At 36.0% G+C, this 24123-nt stretch carries 22 protein-coding genes, 1 tRNA gene and 1 other RNA gene; 8 read left to right on the forward strand and 16 right to left on the reverse strand.

The features are described from left to right. Positions 1-42: 42 nt before the first annotated feature. Complete coding sequence (locus A9G07_RS10375; protein ID WP_065735046.1) at positions 43-1083, reverse strand: tagatose 1,6-diphosphate aldolase; 1041 nt, start codon at positions 1081-1083, stop codon at positions 43-45. Positions 1084-1266: 183 nt separating this feature from the next. Between A9G07_RS10375 and A9G07_RS10380 the strand changes: the two genes are divergently transcribed. Next, positions 1267-2586, forward strand: coding sequence for an MFS transporter (locus A9G07_RS10380; RefSeq protein ID WP_065735047.1), 1320 nt, complete (start codon positions 1267-1269; stop codon positions 2584-2586). Between the two features lie 62 nt (positions 2587-2648). Here A9G07_RS10380 and A9G07_RS10385 read toward each other — a convergent pair whose 3' ends face one another. Genes A9G07_RS10385 through A9G07_RS10410 form a run of 6 tightly spaced genes read right to left on the reverse strand, consistent with a single transcriptional unit; the run spans position 2649 to position 9389 of the window. Continuing rightward, complete coding sequence (locus A9G07_RS10385; protein ID WP_065735048.1) at positions 2649-3452, reverse strand: pyrroline-5-carboxylate reductase family protein; 804 nt, start codon at positions 3450-3452, stop codon at positions 2649-2651. 15 nt (positions 3453-3467) lie between these two features. Further along, a complete protein-coding gene (locus A9G07_RS10390; RefSeq protein ID WP_065735049.1) occupies positions 3468-4319 on the reverse strand; it encodes a VOC family protein in 852 nt (283 codons plus the stop codon). Between the two features lie 12 nt (positions 4320-4331). Beyond that, a complete protein-coding gene (locus A9G07_RS10395) occupies positions 4332-5972 on the reverse strand; it encodes an ABC transporter ATP-binding protein (RefSeq protein ID WP_065735050.1) in 1641 nt (546 codons plus the stop codon). After that, complete coding sequence (locus A9G07_RS10400) at positions 5969-6799, reverse strand: ABC transporter permease (protein WP_065735051.1); 831 nt, start codon at positions 6797-6799, stop codon at positions 5969-5971. Before A9G07_RS10400 ends, A9G07_RS10395 begins: the two co-directional genes overlap by 4 nt. 2 nt (positions 6800-6801) lie before the next feature. Continuing rightward, a complete protein-coding gene (locus tag A9G07_RS10405) occupies positions 6802-7782 on the reverse strand; it encodes an ABC transporter permease (RefSeq protein ID WP_218060062.1) in 981 nt (326 codons plus the stop codon). An 11-nt stretch (positions 7783-7793) separates the two neighbouring features. After that, the gene (locus A9G07_RS10410; RefSeq protein WP_065735053.1) at positions 7794-9389 is read right to left on the reverse strand and encodes an ABC transporter substrate-binding protein; all 1596 of its coding nucleotides are present in this window, start codon (positions 9387-9389) and stop codon (positions 7794-7796) included. 335 nt (positions 9390-9724) lie between these two features. Here A9G07_RS10410 and adhP point away from each other — a divergent pair, with 335 nt between their 5' ends. Both adhP and A9G07_RS10420 read left to right on the forward strand, forming a co-directional pair. Further along, a complete protein-coding gene (gene adhP, locus A9G07_RS10415; RefSeq protein ID WP_065735054.1) occupies positions 9725-10756 on the forward strand; it encodes an alcohol dehydrogenase AdhP in 1032 nt (343 codons plus the stop codon). Between the two features lie 182 nt (positions 10757-10938). Further along, a complete protein-coding gene (locus A9G07_RS10420; RefSeq protein WP_065735055.1) occupies positions 10939-12384 on the forward strand; it encodes an APC family permease in 1446 nt (481 codons plus the stop codon). A gap of 60 nt (positions 12385-12444) precedes the next feature. Here the strand turns inward: A9G07_RS10420 and rimL are convergent, their stop codons facing one another. The 4 genes from rimL to A9G07_RS10440 form a co-directional block, all read right to left on the reverse strand. Continuing rightward, positions 12445-12996 carry a 50S ribosomal protein L7/L12-serine acetyltransferase gene (gene rimL, locus A9G07_RS10425; protein ID WP_065735056.1) on the reverse strand — a complete coding sequence of 184 codons (552 nt, stop codon included), beginning with the start codon at positions 12994-12996 and terminating at the stop codon, positions 12445-12447. Between the two features lie 105 nt (positions 12997-13101). After that, entirely contained in the window at positions 13102-14466 is a 1365-nt protein-coding gene (locus tag A9G07_RS10430) for a PTS ascorbate transporter subunit IIC (RefSeq protein WP_065735057.1), read from the reverse strand. A gap of 20 nt (positions 14467-14486) precedes the next feature. Continuing rightward, the gene (locus A9G07_RS10435) at positions 14487-14759 is read right to left on the reverse strand and encodes a PTS sugar transporter subunit IIB (protein WP_065562042.1); all 273 of its coding nucleotides are present in this window, start codon (positions 14757-14759) and stop codon (positions 14487-14489) included. Positions 14760-14789: 30 nt separating this feature from the next. After that, positions 14790-15233 carry a PTS sugar transporter subunit IIA gene (locus A9G07_RS10440; RefSeq protein WP_065735058.1) on the reverse strand — a complete coding sequence of 148 codons (444 nt, stop codon included), beginning with the start codon at positions 15231-15233 and terminating at the stop codon, positions 14790-14792. 283 nt (positions 15234-15516) lie between these two features. Between A9G07_RS10440 and A9G07_RS10445 the strand changes: the two genes are divergently transcribed. Next, positions 15517-16548, forward strand: a complete 1032-nt coding sequence (locus A9G07_RS10445) for a LacI family DNA-binding transcriptional regulator (protein WP_065735059.1) — start codon at positions 15517-15519, stop codon at positions 16546-16548. Between the two features lie 109 nt (positions 16549-16657). On the opposite strand, the gene A9G07_RS10450 is transcribed toward A9G07_RS10445, so the two are convergent. The 3 genes from A9G07_RS10450 to tgt all read right to left on the reverse strand — a co-directional run bounded on the left by A9G07_RS10450 (position 16658) and on the right by tgt (position 18107). Continuing rightward, a non-coding RNA gene (locus A9G07_RS10450) (RtT sRNA) lies at positions 16658-16782 on the reverse strand. Between the two features lie 40 nt (positions 16783-16822). After that, positions 16823-16899, reverse strand: a tRNA-Pro gene (locus A9G07_RS10455). A 71-nt stretch (positions 16900-16970) separates the two neighbouring features. Further along, on the reverse strand, positions 16971-18107 hold the full coding sequence (gene tgt / locus A9G07_RS10460) for a tRNA guanosine(34) transglycosylase Tgt (protein ID WP_065735060.1): 1137 nt from the start codon (positions 18105-18107) through the stop codon (positions 16971-16973). A 138-nt stretch (positions 18108-18245) separates the two neighbouring features. On the opposite strand from tgt, the gene A9G07_RS10465 reads away from it, so the two are divergent. After that, positions 18246-18908 (forward strand): M48 family metalloprotease, encoded by a 663-nt coding sequence (locus A9G07_RS10465; protein WP_065735061.1) that lies wholly within the window; start codon positions 18246-18248, stop codon positions 18906-18908. Between the two features lie 51 nt (positions 18909-18959). On the opposite strand, the gene queA is transcribed toward A9G07_RS10465, so the two are convergent. Beyond that, the gene (gene queA, locus A9G07_RS10470; protein ID WP_065735062.1) at positions 18960-19985 is read right to left on the reverse strand and encodes a tRNA preQ1(34) S-adenosylmethionine ribosyltransferase-isomerase QueA; all 1026 of its coding nucleotides are present in this window, start codon (positions 19983-19985) and stop codon (positions 18960-18962) included. A gap of 155 nt (positions 19986-20140) precedes the next feature. On the opposite strand from queA, the gene A9G07_RS10475 reads away from it, so the two are divergent. Continuing rightward, positions 20141-20899: a M48 family metalloprotease gene (locus A9G07_RS10475; RefSeq protein WP_065735063.1), complete on the forward strand. Its 759-nt coding sequence runs from the start codon at positions 20141-20143 to the stop codon at positions 20897-20899. 62 nt (positions 20900-20961) lie between these two features. Here the strand turns inward: A9G07_RS10475 and A9G07_RS10480 are convergent, their stop codons facing one another. Further along, positions 20962-22176 carry a pyridoxal phosphate-dependent aminotransferase gene (locus A9G07_RS10480; protein ID WP_065735064.1) on the reverse strand — a complete coding sequence of 405 codons (1215 nt, stop codon included), beginning with the start codon at positions 22174-22176 and terminating at the stop codon, positions 20962-20964. Between the two features lie 146 nt (positions 22177-22322). On the opposite strand from A9G07_RS10480, the gene A9G07_RS10485 reads away from it, so the two are divergent. Continuing rightward, a complete protein-coding gene (locus tag A9G07_RS10485; protein WP_065562050.1) occupies positions 22323-22592 on the forward strand; it encodes an ACT domain-containing protein in 270 nt (89 codons plus the stop codon). Positions 22593-22634: 42 nt separating this feature from the next. After that, positions 22635-23990, forward strand: coding sequence for a PFL family protein (locus tag A9G07_RS10490; protein ID WP_065735065.1), 1356 nt, complete (start codon positions 22635-22637; stop codon positions 23988-23990). The last annotated feature ends 133 nt before the right edge of the window (positions 23991-24123 follow it).

Below are 24123 nucleotides of genomic sequence, written 5' to 3' on the forward strand. Positions count from 1 at the left end.
TTTGTATTAAATCTTCGTTATAAATTTCAAAAAAATAATCAATTAATTGCTTAACACAGGATCAATAATTTCAATCTTATCTTTGCCACCATACACATCATACCAAGGTGTTGCGTATTGTTTTAAGATTTTGTTAAGGTGCTCAACATTTTCACGACCAGTTGTATCTAGCCAACGTTTTAAGCCATCTTTACCGCCGTTAGCATATGCTGCCACGCCTTCAAACCAAGTTGCACGACCGCCTAAAATACCACTGTATTTAGCGCCATGTTCGCCAGCAAAAATAAGCTCTTCATGGAAAGTTTTGGTTGGTACACCCGCACTTAAGTAGATAAATGGGCGTGTAGCAGCGTCACTTGCTTGTTTAAAATATTCAGCAGCTTGTTTTTGGGAATATACAACTGGATTATTGTCGTTAAATCCTTCAACATTTTTAAATAGAACTGGCACTTCTACTTTTAAGATATCGATGTAATAGTGATCTTTAGTAAATTCCTCAATAGTTTTGATCACTTTTTGAGGTTTGATTTTGGCAAATTCAGGGCTTTTATCATCAGTCACCACATTATCATAGACAATTGGTTCGACAAATACCGGAATATCAGCGGCTCTCGCTTCATTGCCTAAACGTTCTAAAAAGGCATGTTTTTTATCTAAGATATCTTGAGGATCATCCGGATTATAATAAACAAGGACTTTTGCTGCATCAGCACCTTTTTTCAATAAACGTTGCAGTGAATCTTCAGGCAAAATATCGGGTAAACGACCGGGAGTATTGGCATCATAACCAGTTTTTTCATAGGACATGATTAAGCCAGCATTTTTATTTTTTGCCGCCATACCTTTGAAACCAAGTTCTTCATCAAGCAAAATGGCACTAACATATTTGGTTAATTCCTGAGAAACAAGCTCTTTAAATTCATAAACCATGTCAATGTGATAACGCTCTTGACCAACGGCATTTTGCATCATTTTTACCATTGAACCACGCTGATCGATTGCTAATGCTGCAATTACGCCATCTTGGTTAGATAATTGTTGCATACGGTTGAATTTTCCACGAGAAATGCGTTTTGTTGCCATTTTAGAACTCTCCATTTGTTAAGATTTTGTTATTGTAGGTATTTGTATGGCTAACTATTAATCATTTAGTGCTAGTTTTGATTTTTGTTCACTTTTAGATATTTTCTTTTAAATAACAGTTAGTTCTTGTATAGTAGTACAATTTACTAGACTGATTGTAAACAATTATTTACAAGGATGATTATGCCAAATTCTGCAATTTCCCAAAATGTGAGAACATTAAATAATCAGGATTATAAAACCTTAGCACTTTCAGCATTAGGTGGCGCATTAGAGTTTTATGATTTTATTATTTTTGTTTTTTTCTCAATAACGATTAGCCATTTATTTTTTCCGATTAATATGCCTACATGGTTAAGCCAAGTTCAGACTTTTGGTATTTTTGCTGCTGGCTATTTGATTCGCCCTTTTGGTGGTATTGTGATGGCTCATTTTGGTGATATATTTGGCCGCAAAAGAATGTTTACACTTAGCATCCTATTAATGGCTTTACCAACATTATTTATTGGCTGTCTACCAACTTATGCCAATATCGGTATTTTTGCGCCATTATTACTGTTAATGATGCGATTATGCCAAGGACTTGCCGTTGGTGGTGAAGTTCCTGGAGCATGGACATTTGTTGCCGAACATGTTCCTAAAAATAAAATAGGTCTAGCGTGTGGTATTTTAACTAGTGGATTAAGTTTAGGTATCCTGCTTGGTTCACTGGTATCGACAATAATGAGTAAAAGTATCTCGGTAGAACAAATGAATGAGTGGGGATGGCGAATTCCATTTATTATCGGTGGTATTTTCGGTTTAATCGCTATGTATCTACGTCGTTGGCTAAAAGAAACGCCGATTTTTCTTGAAATTCAAAAGCGTAAAAATCAAGAATTATCAAGAAAGTTGCCAGTAATTACAGTGATTACTCAATATTTACCCCAAACAATTTTATCGATGCTACTTACTTGGGTGTTGTCAGCCGGTATTATGGTGATAATGTTAATGACGCCAATTTTATTACAAAAACAATTTGGTTATTCAGCAATCGAAGCTTTGCAAGGGAATATATTAGCTATCATCGGACTGATTATCAGTTGTACATTTTACGGTATGATGATGGATAAGTTTTCGATGGGCAAAGTACTTGTTGTTGGTTGTATCGTGGCTGCTATCATGATTGCTATATTTTATCTATCACTCGATAATCCGAATCTTCTATTTATCACTTATTCATTAGCAGGTTTTAGTGTTGGAATTGTCGGTTCTTTTGCTTATTTTATGGTTAAAGTGTTTCCAACTCAGGTGCGTTATAGCGGTGTGTCGTTCTCATTTAATATGGCTTATGCCATAGCTGGTGGCTTAACGCCATTACTAATCTCATTTTTTAGTGATTTTGTGAGTAAAATGGCGCCCGCTATTTATGTTGTTGGATTATTTGTGTTAGGTGCATTGATCGGGCTATTTTTATTAATCAATAATAATAGCCAAAAATATATAGCAAAAGATATCTCTTAACATTTAATAGATAATAAAAAAAGTTGAGGAGCGGGGTTTTTTAAGTTCCTCAACAATTATATTTAGCTTATTTTACTGCTTTTTCCCAGCTCAATAGTTCGAATGACTCCAGCTTTCACGCTTCGTTGTAACCCTGCGGCAAAATCACTATTATTTAGTTCATACAAACTATGCATTCCAACTCCGGCTGGCGAGTTATTAATATCAAGCAATTGCCTTGGATGTTTTTGACTTAATTGAAGCATTGAGGCTGCGCCGTGTAAATTTTCAATTGCAATGCGTTTGGCCATATCTCGGGGCAATCCAACTAAAACTCCAGCATCAACTAACGATTCATAAAAATAATAAATATAATTCGGTCCTGCAACGGCATAGCCAGTAAAAATATCAAGCAGTGATTCGTCAATATATTCAAGTTTACCAAAACTTTTGAAGAATTGGGTGACGGATTTTTGTTTTGCAACAGCCTGATCATTCTCGTCGGTAGCAATACCTGAATAACCAAAACCTGTATCGGTAAGTGTATTTGGAATTGTTCTAATAACAGGAAGATCAACTTTTAAGGATTGTTTTATTTGGGCAATTGTTACTCCAGCAATGATTGAAATGATAATAGTCTCTTTAACATCCAATTGTTGAACAATGTTACGCCATGCATCTTGAGGTCGAACCCCCAATACAATAATATCTGCATTGACGATTTTGCCAGTTGGGGTAACGCCATAAGTTGAATGTAAATAGTCTAAGCGAGATTTAACAATATCGTTCACTAATATATCTTGGGGTTCATATGTTTTATTTTTTATCAAAGCGCTAATAATCGCTTCAGACATATGGCCACTACCTATAAATAAAATTGTACTCATACTTATCGTTCCTATTTATAATTGGCTAAAAATCATAACTACACCATATGTTTCACTGGCAGGTACGATAATCGTATCATTTTGTAAATTGTATTTAATTTTTCCTTTTTCTAGTGCTTGTTGGGTTTGCGCTAATGATTTTGTTGTGAAGCCTAAAGCAACTTTACGATCTTGGTCGTTATTCGCTTTACTTACTGACGAGCCAAAAAGATGCTGTATTGCACTTGGTGTAAGGTAATCAATAAATTTATCTTCAGCTTTTAGACGTACGCCTCCGTCAATTTCGATAATGTTTGCTGAAGGGAAAGTTTTTTCAAGCAAGTTAATTGAGGAACGGGGTTTTTGAGCTTCAATAATGACTTGATTAATATTTATTACACCATTTGGGTGCGTTTGCCACTCTTTACGCCAAACGAGTTCCGGGGTCAGTTGGTCGCAAAAAAAGATCTGTCCATTTGGTGTATAGGAAGGGTCTAATCTGACGGTTTTAAAACGCGCCTCTGGTTTAGTGCCATCATTTAATTCGACAGGTCTAAAAAAGGATTTTGGACCGTCACCCTCAACTTTTATACCTTGGCTAACAAGTTGTTGATAAAGTTTGTTGGCATCTTTGGTTTTGAAAACCAACCCAGTTAGCCCGTCATCAAAACACCAACTTTTATCTACTTTACCCGCATTTTGAGGTTCAAAACCTAAAAGCTCAAGATATGTGGTCGTAAATATCGCTAAATTGTTACTTGTTCCTAGTGAATGGTGGCCCCTTGGGGTTGTTGTGAATCCCAGTTTTTGATATTGATAATTTGCTTGATCGAGCTGATCTGATACGGTGATTACAACATGATCAATTTGTGGACTAAGTGTTGTCATTATATTCACTCCTTAAATATGAATAGCGGGAGACATATCAATTAATCGATGTGGATTCCATCCTTTACCAGGAACCGCATCAAGTAGATCTTTGGTATAAGATGCTGTCGGATTTAGAAAGACTTGTGATGCGATACCTTGCTCGACGATTTTTCCTGATTTCATTACAATAATATGATCACAAATTTGTGCAGCAACTCGTAGGTCATGGGTGATAAATAGAACCGTTAAATCCAGCTTTTTTTGTAATTGCGTCAATAGTTCAAGAACTTGTGCCTGAACTGAAACATCAAGCGCCGATACAGGTTCATCAGCTATCAATATTTTCGGCTCTAATGCTAATGCTCGAGCAAGGCCTATTCGTTGCCTTTGTCCTCCTGAAAATTCATGAGGATAACGGTTTAATGCCTCGCTTTCCAATCCCACCATGTTGAATAACGCTTTTGCTCTTTTGATTGCTTCTTGTTTGTTTGTTCCGTGAAGTATTGGTCCAATCGTAACTTGATCGCCGACTTTTCGACGTGGATTTAATGACGCATAGGGATCTTGAAAGACCATCTGAATATGGCGTGAATATTGTTTAAGTTTTTTCCCTTTTAAATTGGCAATATCTACATCTTCAAAGTTGATTTGACCGCTGTCTATTTCTAATAATTTAATAATGCATCTGGCTAACGTTGATTTGCCTGAGCCGCTTTCTCCCACAATGCCTAAAGTACTCCCTTTATGTAACTTAAAGCTAACATTATTAACCGCATAGGTTGTACGTCGGTTTTGCTTGAAAAAGCTATGGTTGTGATACGTTTTTGATAGGTTGTTCACTTCAAGAATAATTTCTTTATTAATACGTCGAACATCACCAGGAGTAAGGGGAGGGACAGCTGCTATTAACGCTTGTGTATAAGGATGTGTTGGCGAATTTAATACGTCACTCGCTAAGCCTTGCTCAACAAGTTTTCCTTTCTGCATAACCGCAATACGAGTTGCAATATCAGCAACTACACCAAAATCATGAGTAATGAATAATACAGCGGTACCTTTACGTGATTGTAGTTCACGTATCAATTTCAATATGCATGCTTGAGTTGTGACATCTAAAGCTGTTGTTGGTTCATCAGCAATCAAAATAGCGGGTTCTAATGCTAATGCCATAGCAATCATGGCTCGTTGACGCTGGCCACCAGAAAGTTGATGTGGATAAGCTTTAGCAACAGACTGTGGATTGGGCATTTGCACATCCGTTAATAATTGGATAACTTTTTGGTTTATCTCTTGTTTAGTTAACTTAGTGTGGATAGTGAACATTTCACTAATTTGATTAGCGATGGTTTTTAATGGATTTAGCGCAGTCATCGGGTCTTGGAAAACCATACCAATATGTGCACCACGAATTTTACGCATTTGTTCATCATGGTAAGTAAGTAGGTTGTTTCCGTCGAAATCAATCTCACCTTGAGAAGCAATAATACCGTCAGGTAATAATCCCATGATTGCATTGGATAATAAAGATTTACCCGAACCACTTTCACCAACAATACATAGGATTTCGTTAGCATAAAGATCGAGTGACACATCATTAACCGCATATTTTCGATCCGAACCATGAGGCAAATCTAGGGTTAAATTTTTAATAGTTAGTCTTTTTTGATTCATCGTTTTTTTAACCTTGGATTGAGTGCATCATTTATTCCTTGTCCAACTAGTGATGCAGATAAAACGGTTAGCAATATTGCAATGCCAGGAATAGCTGAAACATACCATTGTTGACGTAATACTAGTCGTCCATTACCGACTAGATTTCCCCATGATGAGATATTGGGATCGGAAAGGCTTAAAAAGGCTAGCGCACTTTCCATTAATATCGCGGTTGATAAAATAACACTGGCATACATAATTACTGGCGGTAATGCGTTTGGTAAAATCTCTTTAAACATGAGTCTAGTTGAGCTCATACCTATGGTTTTTCCCGCCTGCACAAATTCACGATTGCGTAATGATAAAAATTCTGCTCGAGTTAACCTTGCAACGGGTGGCCAAGAAACAACACCAATTGCAATCACCACAATATTGATTGTTGAACCAAATACCGCAACAGCAACGAATAATAGTAAAAAGTTAGGTAAAATCTGGAATGCTTCTGTAAGGCGCATCAGTATGTCGTCAACCCATCTTCCGTAGAATCCTGAGATGGCACCAATAACCACACCAATAATAATTGCTATGAATGTTGAGATCAGTCCGATAATCAGTGATACTTTTGCACCATGAAAAAGCTGGGCAGCGATATTTCTTCCTGCCTGATCTGTTCCAAGAATAAATTTAGGATTTGTAAAAGGCCATTGTAAGGGGCGGCCAGCTAAGCGAAGCGGATTGCCAGGAAAAAACCAATCTGCGCTTAATGCAATTATGATAATTAATAACAGTAAAATTGTACCAATTCTAGCAATTGGGCTACGGAAATAGTCTTTTAATATCGCCATTATTAATGTCCTGTAATGCGTGGATCGAGCTTTGCGTAAAGCATATCGACAATAAAATTAATAATGATAACGAGTATTGCTGAAACAAATACTACGCCAAGTAAAGTGTTTAGATCTCTTTGTACTACAGAATCATAGGCAAGTCGTCCTAATCCTGGAATAGCAAAAATGGTTTCAATAACCACCGAACCGCCTAACATGGTGCCTGCTTGTAGACCGATTAGCGTTATCATTGGTAACATGGCGTTACGTAGTATGTGATTAACCAGTATCTGGCGGCTACTTAATCCTTTTGCTTTAGCTGTTTTTACAAAGTCTAAGGTCGATACTTCAAGTAATGAAGCGCGCATAATGCGTAAATAGATTGCTAGATAAACTAAAGCTAGGGTGGTAGTTGGTAAGATTAAATACCATGCAATATCAAAAAATGCTGAAATACCCGTTAATGATTCGCCGATACTGCCAAACCCACTAGGTGGTAACCAATTCAAATAAATTGAGAAGAAGACAATTCCCATGAGAGCTAACCAAAATGAAGGTGTTGAATAAAAAATAAGTCCCAATATTGAAATTAATGTATCTTGCCAGCGGTTCACTTTTTGAGCGGATAAAATGCCAAGGATTGTACCGAAGGTAAACGCTAAGAACATTGCGCAAACCATCAATAGTAATGTAGCCGGTAAACGTTCTAAGATCATATGGCTAACTGGCTTATTATATATTGCTGATTGCCCCAAATCTAAATGAACTAATCGCCATAAATAATTGATTAATCTTGAACTTGTTGATTGGTCAAGTTCATAATGATGACGCATTTCATCAATAACGCTTGACTCGGCACCACCAATTTGGGCAAGTAAAGCATCCACTGTATCGCCAGGCGCCAATTGTAATAATAAAAATAGCGCAATTAGTATGATAACCAGTGCTGGAATCGTGGTTAATAATCGTCTAAGTGCTAAAGTCAGTATATGCGTCATCATTTCACCTTAACTTAGTGTTCTATCCATACATCAAACCAACTACTTGATGGCCAACGTGCTGTATTATGATGATTGTGCACTTTGTTATTAATCACTGAGATGAATTCACGTTCTGTTGCGAACCAGAGTGGTAGTTCAGTATTCACGACATCAACTAGTTGACCATAAAGTGCTTTACGTTTGACTGGATCTATTTCGGTTGCGGCACTATCGATTAATTGGTCGACAGCATCTGATTTCCAGCCATATTGATTTGTCCAAGGTGCTCCTTCAGGACTGCCAGAACGTAACCAAACAGTTGTCGAAACTGCCGGATCGCCTCTATATTGGTGCCACCCTGTTGCAATATCAAAATCGTGGAGTTTATAAACGGCATTTAAAGCGCCAGCAGTGTCGAGATTAACGATAACCACATTAATGCCGACTTCAGCTAAAGATTGTTGGATAAATGTTGCAAAAAGTGGAACATCTTCACCATTATTAATATGGACTAATTTTAAGGTAAAACGAGTGCCGTCAGCTTTTCGTGGATAACCCGCTTCATCTAATAATTGTTCAGCTTTTTCTCTATCAAAAGGGTAAACAATTTTACTGTCTTTAGGGTAAAAAACGTTTGATGATGGAATAATACCTGTTGTAGGCTTACCAAATCCGTATAAAAAGTCATCGATGAAGAAAGGAATATCGAGTGATTGAACAATTGCTTTGCGAACATTTAGGTTAGCAATGATCGGATTGCGGAAGTTAAATTCTAAAGTATTATTGAAAATATTTGCTTGAGAACCTTTTGTTAAAACCTCAAATTTTGAGTTTTGTTTGAATCGATTAATATCAGCAAGGCTTAATTTTGAGTAGGCACTTAAATCAATTTGTCCACTTTCAAGTGCAGCTGATGCTGAAGAGTTATCGTTAATAATGCGCCAGATTATTTTATCTAAATAAGGATATCCTTTTCGCCAATAATCAGCATTGCGTTCAACAATAATATGTTGTCCTCGTTGATATTCAACGAACTTGAATGGCCCAGTCCCTACAGGTGCGGTGTTATAAGGATTATTTAACACATCGGTGCCTTCGTACAAATGTTTGGGAACAACATAGCCAAGATCAACTAAAGCTCTTAATAGTAAATCTAATGGCATTGGACGAGAATAATTGAATACCACTGTATGGTCATCAGGTGTATCGACAGAGGTTAAATTAAGTTGTAATGTAGTTGAGAAATTTAATCTTTTTTTCCAAAACTCTAGTGCATTATATTTCACATCTTGTGATGTAAATGGTTTACCGTCGTGCCATTTGACGCCTTCGCGTAATTTAAATGTTATTGTTTTTCCATCCGGTGAGGAAGTCCATGATGTAGCAAGAACAGGAACAATTTGACCATCTGCATCGAGATCGACTAATGATTCAACTACTTTTCCTGATACTTCATATACCCCCGTTGACGCGCGTAAAGCTGGGTTGAGAACTCTTTGTTCTCCTGAATAATGGACAACTAGTGTTCCACCTCGTTGCGGTGTTTTTTCATCCGCCATTGAATAAAATGGTAACAAAATTGAGAGTAGTCCTATAATAAATGTTTGTTTGATATTGAATAATTTCATGTATGCTCCTTACAATTGTTGTCACCATATTTTCGGTATTTATCACTATGAAATTTTTAGGATTTCACTATAAAAATTTTTAGAAACGTTGAGAAATGCCGATATCGCATATTTATATTACTTTTAGTTATATATTTACCCGCGAGGCTAACTTGTAGAATTTTTATGATCACCAGTTTTTTTAGATGTTTAGGGTAAATATCGCATATACACAATAAATTAAAAATAATTCTCATTTTTATTGATAATTGTGAAATAGCGCATATTTTTTCTAAATAAATAGGCTAAAATAAAAGCAGTTATGTTTTTAAATTGTAATTATCTAGGAGAAACAAATGAAAGCTGCAGTTATTAGACAAGAATGCGATGGTCAAGTTGAAATTAAAGATATTCCTGTACGTCCTTTAGAAGCGGGGGAAGCTTTAGTTGAGGTTGAATATTGTGGACTTTGTCATACCGATCTTCATGTTGCAGCTGGAGATTTCGGTAAAAAACCTGGTCGTGTAATTGGTCATGAAGGTGTCGGTATCGTGACTAAAATTGCGCCTGATGTAAAAAGCTTGAAAGTTGGTGATCGTGTCAGTATTGCATGGTTCCATGCAGGTTGTGGTACTTGTGAATATTGTATTTCCGGTAACGAAACATTTTGTCGTAGTGCATTAAATTCTGGTTATACTGTTGATGGCGGTATGGCTGAGCAATGTATTGTTAAAGCTGATTATGCGGTAAAAGTCCCTGATGGATTAGATCCAGCTCAAGCAACAAGTGTAACTTGTGCGGGGGTTACCACTTATAAAGGAATTAAGGTAGCTGATACTAAACCAGGTCAATGGCTCGCAGTATTTGGAATTGGTGGCCTTGGAACTTTGGCTATTGAATATGGTAAGAATGTTTTTAATAACAAAGTTGTTGCTATTAGTAACAGTGATAGCCAGTTAGAATTGTGTAAAAAACTTGGCGCTGATTTAGTTGTTAATCCTAAAAAGGTGGAAGATGTTGGTGCCTATATTAAAGAGCATACAGGTGGTGGTGTTCATGGTGCAGTTGTGACTTCAGTTACTAAAACTGCATTTAATCAGGCTATAGGTTCTGTTCGTCCATTAGGTCGTGTTGTTGCATTAGGTCTTCCTTCTGAAACAATGGATTTAAGTATTCCTAAGACAGTTTTAGATGGTATTCAAGTTTTAGGTTCGCTAGTTGGTACACGTGAAGATTTAGCCGAAGCATTTCGTTTTAGTGCTGAAGGTAAAGTTGTGCCAATAGTTGAAAAACGCCCATTTGAAGATATCAATAATATGATTGATGAAATGAAAGCGGGTAAAATTCGTGGTCGTATGGTTATCGATATGAAAATGAAGAAAAAATAATCATTATCATTGAATAGTTAAAAGTCAGCTTTATGCTGACTTTTTTATTAAACAGAATGTTAACTATTTTATAACTTGTATGACTTTTTTTAGATTAAGAATAATCTTTCTTGTGTTTTATAAATAAAACCCTATCATAAGCCAATTTTGCTTGCTTAATTGATAGATTTAAGGGGTTGTTTATGTCTGAGCACAATTTAGAGAATAATTTGCGGAAAGATTTGGGTTTACTTTCTGCACTATCACTAGTTGTTGGAATGGTTTTAGGGGCTGGTGCCTTTATGAAACCGCCAGCGGTACTAGAAGTAGCTGGGGATTATAATTTTGCATTGTTAGCTTGGATAATCGGTGGTGCTTTTTCTATTTGTGGTGGTTTAACACTCTGTGAATTGGGCGTTATGTTCCCGAAAACAGGTGGCATGTTGGTTTATTTAGAAAAGATTTATGGTGCAAAAGTTTCACATCTATATGGTTGGATGATAACCGTTTTATTTGCGCCATCATTAGTAGGCGCATTGGTAGGATATTTTAGCTCAGTTTGTTGTTTATTATTTGATATCAATGATTCTTATCGATTGGCGGTTAGTGCTGGGGTTTTGGGGTTCATTGCATGTATCAATTCAATAGGGGTTAAACAAGCTGGATATCTGCAAACCATCGCTACTTTTTGTAAACTCATTCCAATTTTGTTGTTAGCAATATTTGGATTATGGAAAGGTAATGGTCAAGTTGCATTATTTAGTTCAAGCGGCCAAGGAATTGAAACTACTGCGCCATTTGCAGTAGCAATATTGGCAACCTTGTTTGCTTATGATGGTTGGGCGCAAGTAGCGTCCGTTGCTGGTGAAATTCGTAATCCATCAAGAGTGTTACCCAAAGCCATTATTCTCGGCATTATATTTTTAGTAATAGTTTATGCTTGTATTAATATTGCATTATTCAAAATATTTCCTGTAAAAGAAATGGTTACGCTTGGACATGATGCATCTGCGGTGGCTTCACAACGAATGTTTGGACATTTAGGTGGTAATTTAGTTGCAGTTGGCATTATGGTTTCAATTTTAGGCGGTATCAATGGTTATATCATGACGTTATCCCGAACTATGTTTAGTATGGCGGAACGAGGTACGATTATTGGAGCGCGTTTTTTAAGTACTATTGATGAAGATAGCCGTTCTCCGGTTAATGCCATTATTGTTTTGGTCATTTTTTCATTTTTGTATTCAATATTACTAGATGCTGATCGGTTATCTGAGATTTCAATGTTTGCGATTTGGGTATTTTATCTACTTACTTTTGTTGGCGTGATTATTGCCAGAAAAAAATATGCTGACGTGCCTAGGCCTTATAAAGTTATCGGTTATCCTATTATTCCCATTGTGGCTATAAGCGGAGCAGCTTATGTTATTTATGGTATGTTGATTTATCAAACTGTAAACGGTATTGCTTCAATCTGTTTGACATTGATAGGCTTACCTTTGTACTACTATTATCACAGAAAAAATCATAATAAAGAGCTTTCGCTTGGTGAAATGAAAAGATATCGTGTCAAAACACAATACGTTATTGCTTGTGGAACTTTAATCGTTATAACTGCATTAATTGTGTATGGTTATATCATTAATTGAAATATATTCCTTAATAAATACATTCAATAAACCGACTATTGTCGGTTTATTTTTTTAAATTTAGATATAACTTGAAATTAAGCTATAAATATTTTGATCATAATAAGTGCCATTAAGATATTCTGCTTGTTTAAGTGTTCCTTCATAATCAAAACCACAACGCTTAGCGACTTGATTACTTTTTAAATTAGTGACAGAACATTTAATGACAAAACGTTTAATAAGTTTTTTTATCGCATAATAATGTGTGAGTGCTTGGATAGCTTGTGTAATAATACCCTTACCTTGTGCTTTGCTATCTAGCCAATAGCCTATATAAGCTGTTTTATTGCTTTTATCAATGTGGTTAAAGGAAAGTAATCCAACTGGTATGTTATTATTTAAAATGACATAGGTTTTAGTTTCATCTTGTTGATGTTTGATAAAACAATCTGCTAAAAAGTTAGCCGTATCTGACTCACATTTGACAAAGTCTGGCCATGCCATAAATTGACTGAACAAAACACGATTTGAATCAATAATCTGATATAATGCATTGGCATAATGAGCCGTTGCGGTTTTTAGATAAATATCTTCAGTGACATAAATTCCATTTTGTTGGTTATCATCCATTTTTTATTCCTTTAAAAAACAACTATACAATGACTATTTTTATAAAATTGCCAGACTGATTAGTCTGGCAAATTAGATGGATTTTAATCGATACAATATTATCTATTAATCATTATGGGTTTCGCTTTTCGGTTTAGCTACATAGTTATACACAACTAATAAAGCGAAGATACCAACAATAATCATCATGATAACATCTTTATTAAACCATTTTGCCATATTACCAAGTAAAATGCCTACACCACAAAAATCGACATCAGAAAACGTTGTATTGGCAAAACCAAGTGATCCTAACACAGGTAATAATACCACAGGTAAGAATGTCACTAATAAACCATTAGCAAATGCGCCAAGCATTGCGCCTCGACGTCCGCCCATTGCATTACCAAATACACCAGCAGTTGCACCACAGAAGAAATGTGGAACCACGCCCGGTAAAATGAGCACAGCGTTAAGTTGACCTAGAACAAATAATCCGACTAATCCACCTAAAAAGCTGAATAAAAAGCCAATTAATACGGCATTAGGGGCATAAGGGAAGACGACAGGACAATCTAAAGCTGGTTTTGCATTTGGGACTAACTTTTCAGAAAACCCTGTAAATGCCGGGACAATTTCAGCAAGTATTAAGCGTACACCTTGCAATATAATAAAGACGCCTGCGGCAAACGTAATTGCCTCAATAATGGCATAAACTAAATAATTATCACCACTGCTAAGATTGCTTTCAACATAATTAGAACCGGCAAATACAGCTAAAATAAGGTAGATAATCATCATGGTTAACGAGATTGAAATTGAACTGTCACGTAAGAAGCTTAAGTTTTTTGGCAAATTCATCTCTTCGGTTGAACGAGATCCTTTTCCAACTGCCATTCCAAGCCAACCAGCTAAGACATAACCTAGTGTACCAAAGTGACCAAACGCGACATCGTCATTACCAGTAATTTTGCGCATTTGTGGTTGAGCTAAAGCTGGGAAAAACGCCATAATTAGCCCTAAAACTAATGCGCCAGTAAAGACTAATTGCCAATCTTTAAACCCTGAGACAGTTAGAATAATACTAATCATACAAGCCATATAAAAAGTATGATGACCAGTTAGAAAGATGTATTTTAAACGAGTAAATCGAGCAACGATAATATTTGCAATCATGCCAAACGCCATAATTAAAGCAGTTGCTGTGCCATACTCATTTAATGCCATTGAAACAATGGCTTCATTGTTGGGAACAATTCCTTGTAGTTCAAATGCTTGTTCAAACATTAAGCCTAATGGGGTAATGGCACTGATGAGTACTGTTGCACCACCGCCTAATACCAAGAAACCTAAAATAGTTTTAATGGTTCCTTTAACCGTATCGGCAAACGATTTACGTTGAGCCAATAATCCTACCATTGCGATTAAACCAACAAGTACCGCTGGAACTTTTAGGATATCAACAATAAATTTTACTATTTCCTGAATCATAGTAACACCTCAAAATTTGCTTAGTTTTTGGCAAAATGTTCAACGAGTTTCTTTTCCAAATCGTTGATATCAATAATATTATTTAATACTACTAATTTTTCGGTTGGAATTCCTGAGCTGGTAGCTAGATCTTTTGTCATCACGAACAAATCAGCTTGATCGGGTGTTGCTGACGCTAGATCAGCGTGAGTGACTTCTGCATCAATGTTTAGTTTTTTGAGTACTTTTTTGATATTCATTTCTACCATAAAACTACTACCAAGGCCTGAGCCACAAACTGCCATAATTTTCATATTGTTTATCCTTTTATTTGTTTAATTTGATTAATAACGATTAATTACAGACAAAATTTCATCGCTGCTTTTTGCATTGAAAATTGTCTGAATATCTTTTGTTTCGGCGAATAATGTTGCTAATTGAGTTAATAACTCGATATGACTAGTACTGTCATTAGCGGCTAATAAAGTGATTAAATAAACTGGATCATTTTCTGCTGAATTGAAATTAACGCCTTTTTTTACAAGCAACATAGATAAACCTAGCTTATTTACCCCTTGTTCTGGGCGAGCATGTGGCATTGCAATACCTGGAGCTAATACATAGTAAGGGCCAATTGATTCATGTAGTTGAAAAATAGCATCAATATAGTTAGAAGAAATTGAATGGTTATTTAATAAAGGTTCTGCACAAATTTTTATTGCCTCTTTCCAATCTTGTACAGAATCAATAGTTTTGACGGTTTGATAATTTAGCCATTGATTTAACATTTTACCTCCGAAATAGATCTCTATATGTTTCTATTGAAAATTAACATATTGTCTAACTATAAAAATTTAAAAAAGATAAAAATGTGATAGCGCTATCATTTTTGGTGCGTTTTTTTTCGATTATGTGATTTAGGTAGCATTTTTGATATATTGCTAAAAGCTAATTGTTTTAACGTAATGATATTATATTAATAAGTGCATTTTATCTAACAAACTTTTCATATTACCTAAATGATATAATATATAAATAGTATGAATTAGATTTGTTCTTTTGAGATTAAGTATGCAGGATGTAAAAAAACGTAAGGGTACAGGCCAAACAACCTTGTTTGATGTGGCTAAATACGCAGGTGTTGGAGCCATGACAGTTTCGCGTGCTTTAAGAACTCCAGATAAGGTATCAGATAAACTTCGCCAAAAAATTCAATTAGCCGTCGATACATTAGGTTATAAACCAAATATTTCTGCCAGTTTGTTAGCTTCAGCTTCTGCCAATAAAGTTATTGCTGTTATAACTACAAAAATTTTCGAACATTCTATACAAATATCATTAAATTCGTTACAAACATATTTAGCTAAACAAGGTTATACAATCCTTATATTTGAATCTAATCTTTATTATAAGCGAGAATCTCAACTGCTAAATATTCTTTATAGTCATAATCTTGAAGCTATATTGCTTTTCTATTTTGAAGATGATGATTTCTTAAAACTTCTTACTAATAATAAAACAATTCCTATTTTTAATGTAGGTAAACATTATGATGAATGCTCAAACATTAAAATCGGATTAGATGATAGTCTAGCAATGTCAATGTTAACTGAACATGTAATTGACAAAGGATACAAAAATATAGGATTACTTTGTGCTAATCATCAATATCATATATTCCAACAAAGGTTACATGGCTGGCATAAAGTCATGTTAAGTAAACATTTACCCACACACAGAATTATTAATGCAGCCAAACCAGCCAACTTTACGACAGGAAGTGAGTTACTATCAGACATTCTATTGAATTGGCCAGAAATAGATGCATTAATCTGTACAACAGATGAATTAGCTTGTGGGGTTCTTTATGAATGCCAGCGGAGGCATATTCGTGTTCCATACCAGTTAGCTGTTTGTGGGTTTGGAGATAGCGAATTTAGTAAGGTGAGTTTTCCAACATTGACAACAGTTTCTTTGCCATCAAATAATAAAGGGGAATATATTGCTCGTTTATTGCTGAATAATTTAATAAATAAAGAAGATGATTTAACCCCAGACATGCCATCATTAGAACCAATAATATGTTCAAGAGCGAGTTTATAGCTTTAAAAATTTAGGATAATAAGAAGGATTGTTGTAGTTAACTTGAAGTTAAATTTAAATAAGTTAGTTTTAAAAAAGCCTATTAACGAGAACGGGCTTTTCATGAAATTGGTTGGCGAGAGAGAATTCCTTGCATTTCATACTAACTCTTCTGGTTGTTGCTAAAGCAACGTTGTCTCGCTGCGCTCGGCTCTAACCTCCGTCGGTTCTCATCCTCTAGACTGAAGTGAATAATAAAAAAGCCTACTCAATGAGCAGGCTTTTTTATTTAAATTGGTCGGCGAGAGAGGATTCGAACCTCCGACCCACTGGTCCCAAACCAGTTGCGCTACCAAGCTGCGCTACTCGCCGTTAGGATGCGCATAATACTGCGCTAACCTCGATGTGTCAATAGTTACCCCTAAAAATTATAATGATAATTTTTATTTTGTGAAAGGAGCGGGGGTTTTGCCAATTCTTTGGTAAAACTCGATGACAAATGCTTCGTAACGTTGATTAGCAACCGCTTCACGAATTTCAGCCATTAAGCGTTGATAATAACGTAAATTATGAATGGTATTGAGTCGTGCCCCTAATATTTCTCCACATTTGTCTAAATGATGAAGATAAGATTTAGTGTAATTTTTACAGGTGTAACAATCACACTCAGGATCGAGTGGGGTAGTGTCATCTTTATATTTTGCATTACGGATTTTAATGACCCCATTAGTAACAAACAGATGCCCGTTACGTGCGTTACGAGTTGGCATCACGCAATCAAACATATCAATACCACGACGAACACCTTCAACTAAATCTTCAGGTTTACCAACACCCATTAGATAACGTGGTTTATCAGCTGGTAATTGTGGACAAGTTCCTTCTAAGATACGATGCATATCGGCTTTCGGTTCACCCACCGCTAATCCGCCAACGGCATAGCCGTCAAAACCAATTTCGGTTAATCCTTTAATCGAGATATCACGTAATTCTTGATGTATGCCGCCTTGTACTATACCAAATAAGGCATTTTTATTGCCTAATTCGTCAAAACGTTGGCGACTACGTTTTGCCCAACGTAGAGACATTTCCATTGATTTTTTGACATAGTCCCACTCGGCAGGAAACGGGGCACATTCATCAAAAATCATGACGATATCAGAACCAAGATCATATTGGATTTCCATTGAAATTTCAGGTGATAAAAAGATTGAATTACCATTGATAGGATTACGGAAATAGACGCCTTCTTCTTTAATTTTACGAATATCACCAAGACTAAAAACTTGGAATCCTCCAGAGTCGGTTAAAATCGGGCCTGGCCACTGCATAAAATCATGCAAATCACCGTGCTTACGCATAATTTCTTGTCCAGGTCTTAACCATAAATGGAAAGTATTACCCAATAAAATTTGTGCACCTGTTGCAGCGACTTCTTCTGGGGTCATACCTTTGACGGTACCATAAGTGCCAACTGGCATAAATGCAGGTGTCTCAACTGTATATTCAACACCACGACGATCGAACTTCATTCGTCCACGACGAGCTAAGCCGTCAGTATTATCTAGTTCAAATTTCATTTTTTGTGTTAACCTCTTGCGACCAAATAAACAGTTTGGCGCTAATTATTGATATAATACGTTATCGTATTATTTTTGCGGTGCGTAGTTTATCGTGCTAAACCTAAATAGACAATATCTATAAGGATCTTTGAGCTTTTGAAATATATTATTTTATTATTTGTAGTAATGTTAGTTGGATGTCAAAATCAAATACAGCCAACTATCATTTCATCTGAACGAATTAAAACATTATCTGACTCTGATATATTAGCTATTAGCCAACAAGCTTGCATTGAAAATGATAAGAAGGCAATTATTGCACCTGATTATCATTTTCTTAGTAAGAGATTATCTAATCTTAACAATAAGTTACCTAGAAAAATAAATAATATTGAATTAAGTTACAAAGTTTATCTTGATAGTGAACCTAATGCTTGGTCTACAGCTAATGGTTGTATTCGAATAAATAGTGGATTGATGAAATTACTTGAAGATGATGAGTTACAAGCAGTGATTGCTCATGAACAGGCTCATATTGCACTAAAACACGGAATAAGTTTACTTAGACAAGCGCCTTATATTGAGATTACTGATAAATCCAATGAAATAGTGATTATGGTAAAAGAAGAAATTTCCCATCAATATGAGGTTGAAGCAGATAATTATGCTTTTGATTTATTAGTTAAGGAAAAAATAGATCCCAAAGGATTGGTTAATATGTTAACAAAAATGCCAATTCATGCTAAAAATCAACCAACATCCCATCCAACTAATATAAATCGTATTAATAACATCACTAACAAGTTAAAGCATTATTAGTATTTTTATATTTTGCCAATTAAATTTAGGTAAAATTTAATTGGCTATAACTTATTTAGTAATTAGCATGGCATCACCATAACTAAAAAAGTGATATTTTTCGTTTACTGCATGTTGATAAGCTCGCATGGTATTTTCATAGCCAGCAAATGCAGAAACTAACATTATTAAAGTGGATTCAGGTAAATGAAAATTAGTAATAAGTGCATCGATTACTTTAAAATCAAAACCTGGATAAATAAATATCTGAGTATCTTCAAAAAAAGGTGCAATTTTGCCAGATTGTTTTGCTGCACTTTCCAACGCTCTGACTGATGTTGTACCGACAGCAATGACCTTATTTCCTCGGGCTTTGCATTCTAAAACTGCTTTGACAACTGATTCTGGCACTTCTGCATATTCAGCATGCATGATATGCGTTTTTATATTTTCAACTCTTACTGGTTGGAATGTCCCTGCACCGACATGCAACGTTACAAATTCCATTTCGACACCTTTGTTTTTAAGCTTTTCTAATAAAGGCTCATCGAAATGAAGACCTGCTGTTGGTGCAGCAACTGCACCAGGTACTTTACTATAAACAGTTTGGTATACCTCACGATCTTGATCTTCATCAGGTCTATCTATGTAAGGTGGTAAAGGGATGTGTCCAATTTCATTTAAAATTTTAAGTACATCATCAGGAAATTGTAATTCGAATAAAGTATCATGGCGAGCAAGCATGGTAACGCTAATATTATTTTCCTCACCTAAAATGAGTTCAGCACCTGCTTTAGGTGATTTAGATGCTTTTATATGTGCAAGAGCTCGATTATCTTCTAATAAACGTTCAATCAAGATTTCAATTTTTCCACCAGATGCTTTTTTTCCATATATTCGAGCCGGAATCACTTTTGTGTTATTAAAAATAAGTAAATCTCCTTGATTGATGTAATCAGTGATATCAGTAAATACTTTATCTTCAATATGACCTGTACGGCTGTTAAGTGATAATAATCGGCATGAACTTCTTGTTTCTGATGGGTATTTTGCAATCAGTTCTTTTGGTAGTGTAAAATCAAAATCTGACAGTTGCATATTTGTGTTCCTCAAAAAATGAGGCACTAGTCTAAAGTGCTAATAATGACTAAGCAAGTAATTATTTGTTGATTATTATTAAATTTGCGTTAAAATTCAAAAAATCTAGCTTTAAGTTAGAAAAAAGTAAAATTTGTTAATATAAGGAAAAGAGTATGAAAAAACATCAAAAAACTTTGCTTGTTGCACTACCTTTAGTTGCAGCTATGTCGTTAGCTGGTTGTAAAAACATGAGTGCTAACGATTTAACTAGTCTTGGCATGAAAGGTTTGAAAGCGGCAACACTCAGTGATAATGATGTGAAAGCATTAAGCCAAAAATCATGTGCACAAATGGATGCTCAATCAAAAATTGCTCCAGCTAAAAGTGCTTACGCCAAACGTTTAAATAAAATTGCCAAAGCTCTTGGTAATAATATAAACGGTACACCAGTTAACTATAAAGTATATATTACTAAAGATGTTAACGCATGGGCAATGGCTAACGGCTGTGTACGTGTTTACAGCGGTCTAATGGATATGATGAATGACAACGAAATCGAAGGTGTTTTAGGTCATGAATTAGGTCACGTAGCTTTAGGTCATAGTAAAAAAGCAATCCAAGTTGCTTATGCTACAGAAATTGCTCGTGATGCAGCAGCAGCATCAGGTAATGCAGCAGTTGCTAAATTATCTAAATCAAGTATTGGTAAATTAGCAGAAAAAGTTATCAATGCTCAATTCTCACAAGCTCAAGAACAAGAAGCAGATAACTTCTCATTTGATTATTTAATCAAGAGAAAAATTAATCCAGCTGGTCTTGCAACAGCATTTGATAAATTAGGTGGCGGTGAATCATCAATTTTAAGTAGCCATCCATCTTCATCTAAACGTGCACAAAATATCCGTAATAAATTAGCTGAATTAAAAAGATAATTAATTCACATTACTGGTTAAATAAAAAGCGCCAATTCCGGCGCTTTTTTATTGGTATCTAATTATTGTTTATAACTTGATAAAAAGTTACCAAAGCGGTTAATGGCATCTTCAAGATCACCGGTATGTGGCAGTGCAACAATTCTTACATGATCGGGTTTGTGCCAATTAAAGCCACTGCCTTGCACTAACAATACTTTTTCTTGTAATAAAAAGTCTAATACTAATTTTTGGTCATTGTGAATATTAAACTTTTGTTGATCCAGCTTTGGAAACAGGTATAACGCGCCTTGTGGTCTGGTGCATGAAACGCCCGGAATCTCATTTAACAACCGCCAAGCTAACATACATTGATCATATAAACGGCCACCGGGCACAATAAATTCATTTATGCTTTGATATCCGCCTAATGCGCCTTGAATAGCATGTTGTAATGGCACATTGGCGCATAAACGCATCGAGGCGAGCATATTTAATCCTTCAATATAGCCTTTTACATGCTGTTTAGGTCCACAAAGCGCCATCCAACCTTGTCTGAAGCCTGCTACTCGATAGGTTTTTGATAAGCCGCTCATGGTAACAACAAATAAGTCAGGAGCAAGGGCGGCAATCGAATGATGCACGGCATCATCGTATAAAATCTTATCGTAAATCTCGTCTGCAAAAATAAGCAAATTATGTTGGCGAGCAATTTCGGCAATCTCAAGTAACACTTCTTTGCTATAAACTGCGCCGGTTGGATTATTAGGATTAATGATCACAATCCCTTTGGTTTTGGGGGTGATTTTTCGTTTTATATCCTCTAAATCCGGTGACCAGTTGGCTTCTTCGTCACATAAATAGTGAACGGCATTACCACCGGATAAACTAATTGCCGCTGTCCATAATGGGTAATCAGGCATAGGCACTAAAACTTCATCTCCGCTATTAAGTAGTGCTTGCATCGATTGCACAATCAGTTCAGACACACCATTGCCGATATAGATATCTTCAATATCTAAATTGGTAATTCCTCTGGCTTGATAGTGTTGCATAATGGCTTTACGAGCTGAGTAAAGCCCTTTTGAATCGCAATATCCTTGCGCAGAAGGTAAATTACGAATGACATCAACCAATAATTCATCAGGGGCGGCAAAACCAAAAGGGGCGGGATTTCCAATATTGAGTTTAAGGATAGTTTGACCTTCTTCTTCAAGTCGTTTTGCATGATCTAAGATAGGTCCACGAATGTCGTAACAGACATGATCCAATTTATTGGATTTTTGGAAATTTATCATAACTTCGCCCTTTCAGTTTATTCTAATGATATTTTTATTTTTGTTGAAAAAAACAATCTACTCCTATTTCGATAATTTTTGAAGATGTTATTATAATCAACTCAATAAATATCTTTTAATTGTGTGAATTTTGTGCGGAGTATGTGATGAAAACGATCTTAACTGTCATTGGAAAAGACCAAACCGGAATAATTGCGGGAATTAGTCAAAAGCTGTTTGAATTAGATATCAATATCTTAGATGTGAGCCAAACGATTATGGATGAATATTTTACCATGATTATGTTGCTTGATTTATCCAAAATAAAAGTCTCATTTGATGAAGTTAAAACTTCGTTAACGCAAACAGGCGACAGACTCAAGGTAAAAGTAAATATTCAGCGAGAAGAGATTTTCGATGCTATGCATCGTTTGTAATTTCAATTCTAATTCTACATTTCTTACTTAAGGATAGGACTAATGGAAACAAAACAGATCCTCGAAACAATTAAAATGATTGAGGAAGAAAAACTTGATATCCGCACAATAACCATGGGTATTTCTCTCCTTGATTGTATCGATAGTAATGGTGAGAAAGCTCGCCAAAAAATTTATGACAAAATAACGACATTAGCTAAAGATCTTGTCAAAGTTGGGGATCAAATCACTTCCGAATTTGGCATCCCTATTATCAATAAACGTATTTCCGTCACGCCAATGTCATTAATTGCCGGCGCCAGTGATGATAAAGATTATGTTGCCTTTGCTAAAACCCTTGATAGTGCAGCGAAAGCCGTTGGCGTTAATTTTATTGGTGGGTTTTCTGCTTTAGTACAAAAAGGCTATCACAAAGGGGATGAGATTTTAATTAAATCCATTCCGCAAGCGCTGGCTCAAACTGAGCGGGTGTGTGCATCGGTCAATGTTGGCTCAACTCAAACCGGTATCAATATGGATGCGGTTAAGCAAATGGGGCAAATTATCAAACAAGCGGCAGAGTTAACCGCTGATAATAGCAGTATGGCATGTGCAAAATTAGTTGTATTTGCCAATGCAGTTGAAGACAACCCTTTTATGGCTGGCGCATTTCATGGTGTTGGTGAAGCTGATTGTGTGATTAATGTCGGTGTTAGTGGACCGGGCGTTGTTAAACGTGCGCTTGAGAAAGTAAAAGGTCAACCTTTTGATGTGGTTGCCGAAACGATTAAAAAAACTGCTTTTAAAATTACCCGTATGGGACAATTAGTTGGAAAAGAAGCATCAGAGCGCTTAGGTGTGAAATTTGGTATCGTAGATTTATCGCTCGCACCGACGCCGGCAATTGGTGATTCGGTTGCGCATATTTTAGAAGAAATGGGACTGGAAGTTGTCGGCACACATGGCACAACAGCAGCTTTAGCGATGTTAAATGATGCCGTTAAAAAAGGCGGCGTAATGGCGTGTGGTCATGTCGGTGGTTTAAGTGGCGCCTTTATACCCGTTTCCGAAGATGCCGGCATGATTGATGCGGTTAATTGCGGGGCACTTAATTTGGAAAAACTCGAAGCCATGACCTGTGTGTGTTCAGTTGGTCTTGATATGATAGCCATACCGGGTGATACCTCCGCTGAAACGATTTCTGCTATTATTGCTGATGAAGCTGCAATCGGTGTCATTAACCACAAAACCACTGCCGTGCGGATTATTCCTGCTGCGGGATTAAAGGTGGGTGATAATATTGAGTTTGGTGGATTACTCGGTCATGCTCCTGTGATGCCGGTGAGTAAATTCAGTTCATTTGATTTCATTCATCGTGGCGGACGAATTCCGGCACCAATTCACTCTTTCAAAAATTAAATAACCTTCAATACTTATTGTGATTCTGTCTATTAAATTGCTAATAGCAGAATCACAATTGTCTAACTAACTTAGTATAACTAATCCCAGATATTACCCGCGTTAAGTTTTTAAATTATCGACATCAAATAAT

Source organism: Gilliamella sp. wkB72, assembly GCF_001693745.1.
Classification (GTDB): domain Bacteria; phylum Pseudomonadota; class Gammaproteobacteria; order Enterobacterales; family Orbaceae; genus Gilliamella; species Gilliamella apicola_E.